Raw genomic sequence first — 4,200 nt, 5'->3', positions numbered from 1 at the left:
AGAACACTCTGAATAAGGAATCCAAATTACTAGCGTAATTTGCATAAGTTCCGGGAACCAAATCGAAGATCTTGATAAGGAAACTCAATTGCGTTGAGTGCGTTCGATATCTAAATCAGAGATTTAGGATCTCACAGCATCTGGTGATGATGGCGTAGAGGAAACACTCCTTTCCATTCCGAACAGGAAAGTTAAGCTCTACAGCGTCGATGGTACTGCATGGGAGACTGTGTGGGAGAGTAGAACGTTGCCAGGTTATTATGCGTTATTAGCTCAGTTGGTAGAGCACCTGACTCTTAATCAGGGTGTCCCGGGTTCGATCCCCTGATAACGCACCAAATCCTAAACTTTTGTTTAGGATTTTTTTATTTAAAAATAATAATGAACAAGTATTGGATAATAGTAGATTCTTCTTATAATATTTATAAATGTGATAAGTTTTATAAGAATTATTCAATTTATTTTTAATAAATGGGAGTTAAATTTTATGTTATATAAAAAAACAACAATAACTTTAATATACTAGTATTTAAAAAAATTCTAATGGCACAAAAGTAATATATAATTTAAAAATGGAAATTTAGTTATGGAGGGATATAAGTGATTTCAAAAAATAGAAAAGTAGCTATAGTAGGAACAGGTTTAGTTGGTTCTAGCACTGCATTTAGTTTAATAACTCAAGGTGTTTGTGATGAAGTTGTTATGATAGATATAAATAAAGAAAAAGCACTTGGGGAAGTTATGGACTTAAAACATTGTATAGAATACCTAAATAGAAATACAAAAATAAAAGTAGGTTCTTATGAAGAGTGTAAAGATGTTGATATAATAGTTATAACTGCAGGAGCGCCCCCAAGACCAGGGCAAACAAGGTTAGATACTTTAGATCTATCAGCTAAAATAGCAAAGTCAATAGTTGATTCTATAATGCAAAGTGGATTTAAGGGCCACTTTATAGTGGTATCAAATCCTGTTGACATAATAGCGCATTATGTTTATAAGCTATCTGGACTACCAAAGAGTCATGTTATAGGAACAGGAACATCTGTTGATTCAGCAAGATTAAAAAATTTCATAGGAGATTTATTTAATGTTGATCCAAGAAGTGTTCAAGCGTATTCTATGGGTGAACATGGTGATTCTCAAATGGTTCCATGGTCTCATGTTTATGTTGGGGGAAAACCATTTAGTAAAGTTATAAAAGATAATAAAGATCGAGCTGGAGATATAGATTTAGATAAGTTAGCTATGGAAACTGCACAAGCGGGATGGGAAGTTTATAACAGAAAGGGAACAACATATTATGCTATAGCTGCTGCCACGGTTGGAATAATAAAGGCTATTTTAAATGATGAAAATAAAATAATACCAGTATCCACATTATTAGATGGTGAATATGGTGAATATGGAGTATTCTCTGGAGTACCTGTAGTACTTAATAGTGAAGGTGCAAAGGAAGTAGTAGAAATAGAAATGACAGAAGAGGAACTTAAAAAATTTAAAAAGTCTAATGATACAATAAGAGAATATATAAGTAAATTGAACAATAAATAATAGTAATGCTATTAAAGAAATATACAATTCTTTAATAGCATTTTATATTAAGATATATGTATATAAAAATGACTAAATGCTACAATATAACTTACAAATTTATTAGTAAAGTTAAATTGATTTATATTAGAAATAAAAAAAACAAATTATTTTCAAAAATTATGTTGACATATGGGTAATAAGTCTATATAATAAGTTCTTGTTGAGAGAAAAATATCTGGTGATGATGGCGTAGAGGAAACACTCCTCTCCATTCCGAACAGGAAAGTTAAGCTCTATAGCGTCGATGGTACTGCATGGGAGACTGTGTGGGAGAGTAGAACGTTGCCAGGTCATAAGGTTTACTAGCTCAATCGGTAGAGCACTTGACTTTTAATCAAGGTGTACCGGGTTCGATTCCCGGGTAAGCCACCAAAAATCACTTCATTTAATGAAGTGATTTTTTAATAAGAACTTGCTTAGCATTATATATAATAAAAGAAAGAGATGATAATCACCTCTTTCTTTTTTATTTTCTTAGAATATCTTTTTTTACAAACTTTAAAAATTTCTTTATAGAGTTTAAATCATCTTTTAAAGTTGAAGAATCTTCTTCTTTAAAATATCCACCAAGATAAATTAACATTATAAAGAATAATATACCTAAGTTAATATACATATCTTTTACATCAGCTATGAAAAGATTACTTATCCCTATAAAATCCAAGCTACCACCATAAAATACTTTATCTATTAATGAACATAATGCTCCAGATGTAACAAATAAAAATGTCATATCTGCCCAGAAACTTTTATTTTTGAGATATGAATAATATCTATAAATCTCTATAAATAAAAGCACAGAAACTGCATTAAATATGATTAATGTAGTAAATCCTACTCCAAAACCAAATCTAGCATTAAGCCAAGACCCCTCAGTATTAATTATAGGATCAAAGGAGAGGAAGTTTGGTATAAGTTCAAAATATCTTTCAAAAAAGAATAATTTTATTATCAACTTTAATCCTTGATCTATTAACATAAGTACAGAAAAGATTAATAATATTATCTTATTGTTAAAGCCATTAGGATATTTGATTGATACTATATATATTATCCAACCTGTAATGGCAAATAAAATAGTCAACAACAAGTTCATAATTAGGGTATAAAAATTATCTACTCTACCAGTTATAATTTCAAATGCAAAGTACAATAGCCACATTAAAGGAAGTATTCCTATCGTAATCCATTTATCTTTATTAAATTTATTTGTCATGATATCCTCCTACAGAAAACTTAAGATATTAAGATTTTATCATATGTAAATATAAAATTCATATAAGGATAACAAATTATTTTAAATACTGATATAATTAAAAAATAAAATACTGAATATTTAGGTTATTTATATTAATACTAAATAATAATACGAATCATAGGAGGAATTTTAAGTGTTAAAAATTTTTGCAGTTTCAGATTCTATAGGGGAAACAGCTGAGCAAGTTGCTATGGCAGCGGCAAGTCAATTTAAAGGAGAGGTAGAAGTAAAAAGAATTCCTTACATAAATAGTTTAGAAGATGTTGAAGAATTGATAACTGAAGTTACCAATAACGAAAAAAGTATAATAGTATCAACTATAATAACTGTTAATGTAAGAGAATATTTGACTCAAAAATGCTTAGAAAAAAATATATCTGTAATAAATGTATTGGGGCCAATAATAAATGTGACTTCATCAATATTGAATAGAATGCCAGACAATAATCCAGGTGCAATGAGAAAAACAGATGAAGTTTACTTTAAAAGAATTGAAGCTATGGAGTTTGCTATGCAATATGATGATAGCAAAGACTATAGAGGATTAAAGAATGCGGATGTTGTACTTATAGGATTATCAAGAACGTCTAAAACACCATTATGTATGTATTTAGCTAATAAAGGAATAAAAGCAATTAATATACCACTTATGCCGGAAGTAGAAATACCAAATGAACTTTTTGAAGTAGATAAGAAAAAAATATTTGGATTGGTAATAAACCCCTTACAATTAATAGAAATAAGAAAAAGAAGATTAGATAAGTTTCATAGAATGCCTACAGGGATAGAATATGCAAGTGATGCTAGAATATTAGAAGAATTTGATTTTGCAGATAGAATAATGAGAAAATTAGGTTGTAAGACTATAGATGTTACTCAAAGAGCAATAGAGGATACTGCACTGATAATAATAAAGGCATTAGGGCATGATAGATAATACACAAGGTTAACTATTAAATTAGAGTATATTAATAAAATTAAGATATAATTTTAAATATAATTTTTGAGTATATAAAATCGAAAAAAGGCATAAAACAAACATATTGAGGATAAATTCATAGTGAAAGTATAATTTTATTAAAAAATAAAAGAAAATATATTGACAATAAGTTTTTTTAGTGATAACATTTATTCATCGTCTAAAGCGAGTCAAATATTTTAAAGGATAACAAAAAATATATTGACATAATAAAATTATGATGATATTATAAGAAAGTCGCTTAAAGGCGATGAAGAAAATGGTCTTTGAAAATTGAACAGAAAATAAGTTAAGTAAAATAAACCAGCAATTCTTTTAGAAGTCTTAAAACTAAGACTCAAAGTAATTTGAGACAGATTAAACTTTT

Annotated in this window: 3 protein-coding genes, 2 tRNA genes and 2 rRNA genes; 6 read left to right on the top strand and 1 reads right to left on the bottom strand. The window is 28.5% G+C overall.

The window, feature by feature from the left end; genetic code table 11:
- The first annotated feature begins 139 nt into the window (after positions 1-139).
- The 5 genes from rrf (AAT22_RS17175) to AAT22_RS17155 all read left to right on the top strand — a co-directional run bounded on the left by rrf (AAT22_RS17175) (position 140) and on the right by AAT22_RS17155 (position 1,968).
- Positions 140-256, top strand: a 5S ribosomal RNA gene (gene rrf / locus AAT22_RS17175).
- Positions 257-262: 6 nt separating this feature from the next.
- Positions 263-338, top strand: a tRNA-Lys gene (locus AAT22_RS17170).
- 262 nt (positions 339-600) lie between these two features.
- Complete coding sequence (locus AAT22_RS17165; protein ID WP_016209181.1) at positions 601-1,554, top strand: L-lactate dehydrogenase; 954 nt, start codon at positions 601-603, stop codon at positions 1,552-1,554.
- 216 nt (positions 1,555-1,770) lie between these two features.
- Positions 1,771-1,887: ribosomal RNA gene (rrf, locus tag AAT22_RS17160) — 5S ribosomal RNA — on the top strand.
- Between the two features lie 5 nt (positions 1,888-1,892).
- Positions 1,893-1,968: transfer RNA gene (locus AAT22_RS17155), tRNA-Lys, on the top strand.
- A 94-nt stretch (positions 1,969-2,062) separates the two neighbouring features.
- Here the strand turns inward: AAT22_RS17155 and AAT22_RS17150 are convergent.
- Positions 2,063-2,812, bottom strand: a complete 750-nt coding sequence (locus tag AAT22_RS17150) for a signal peptidase II (RefSeq protein WP_016209180.1) — start codon at positions 2,810-2,812, stop codon at positions 2,063-2,065.
- A gap of 175 nt (positions 2,813-2,987) precedes the next feature.
- Between AAT22_RS17150 and AAT22_RS17145 the strand changes: the two genes are divergently transcribed.
- Positions 2,988-3,791 carry a pyruvate, water dikinase regulatory protein gene (locus AAT22_RS17145; protein WP_016209179.1) on the top strand — a complete coding sequence of 268 codons (804 nt, stop codon included), beginning with the start codon at positions 2,988-2,990 and terminating at the stop codon, positions 3,789-3,791.
- Positions 3,792-4,200 lie beyond the last annotated feature (409 nt).

The organism is Clostridium sp. C8 (genome assembly GCF_001010885.1).
Lineage (GTDB): Bacteria > Bacillota > Clostridia > Clostridiales > Clostridiaceae > Clostridium > Clostridium sartagoforme.
Note: the sequence above shows the minus strand (reverse complement) of the source record. Positions and strands in the feature narration are given on the sequence as shown.

Excerpts from the sequence above, each read along its gene's own strand:
- AAT22_RS17150 (WP_016209180.1), bottom strand. The coding sequence starts at position 2,812 with ATGACAAATAAATTTAATAAAGATAAATGGATTACGATAGGAATACTT.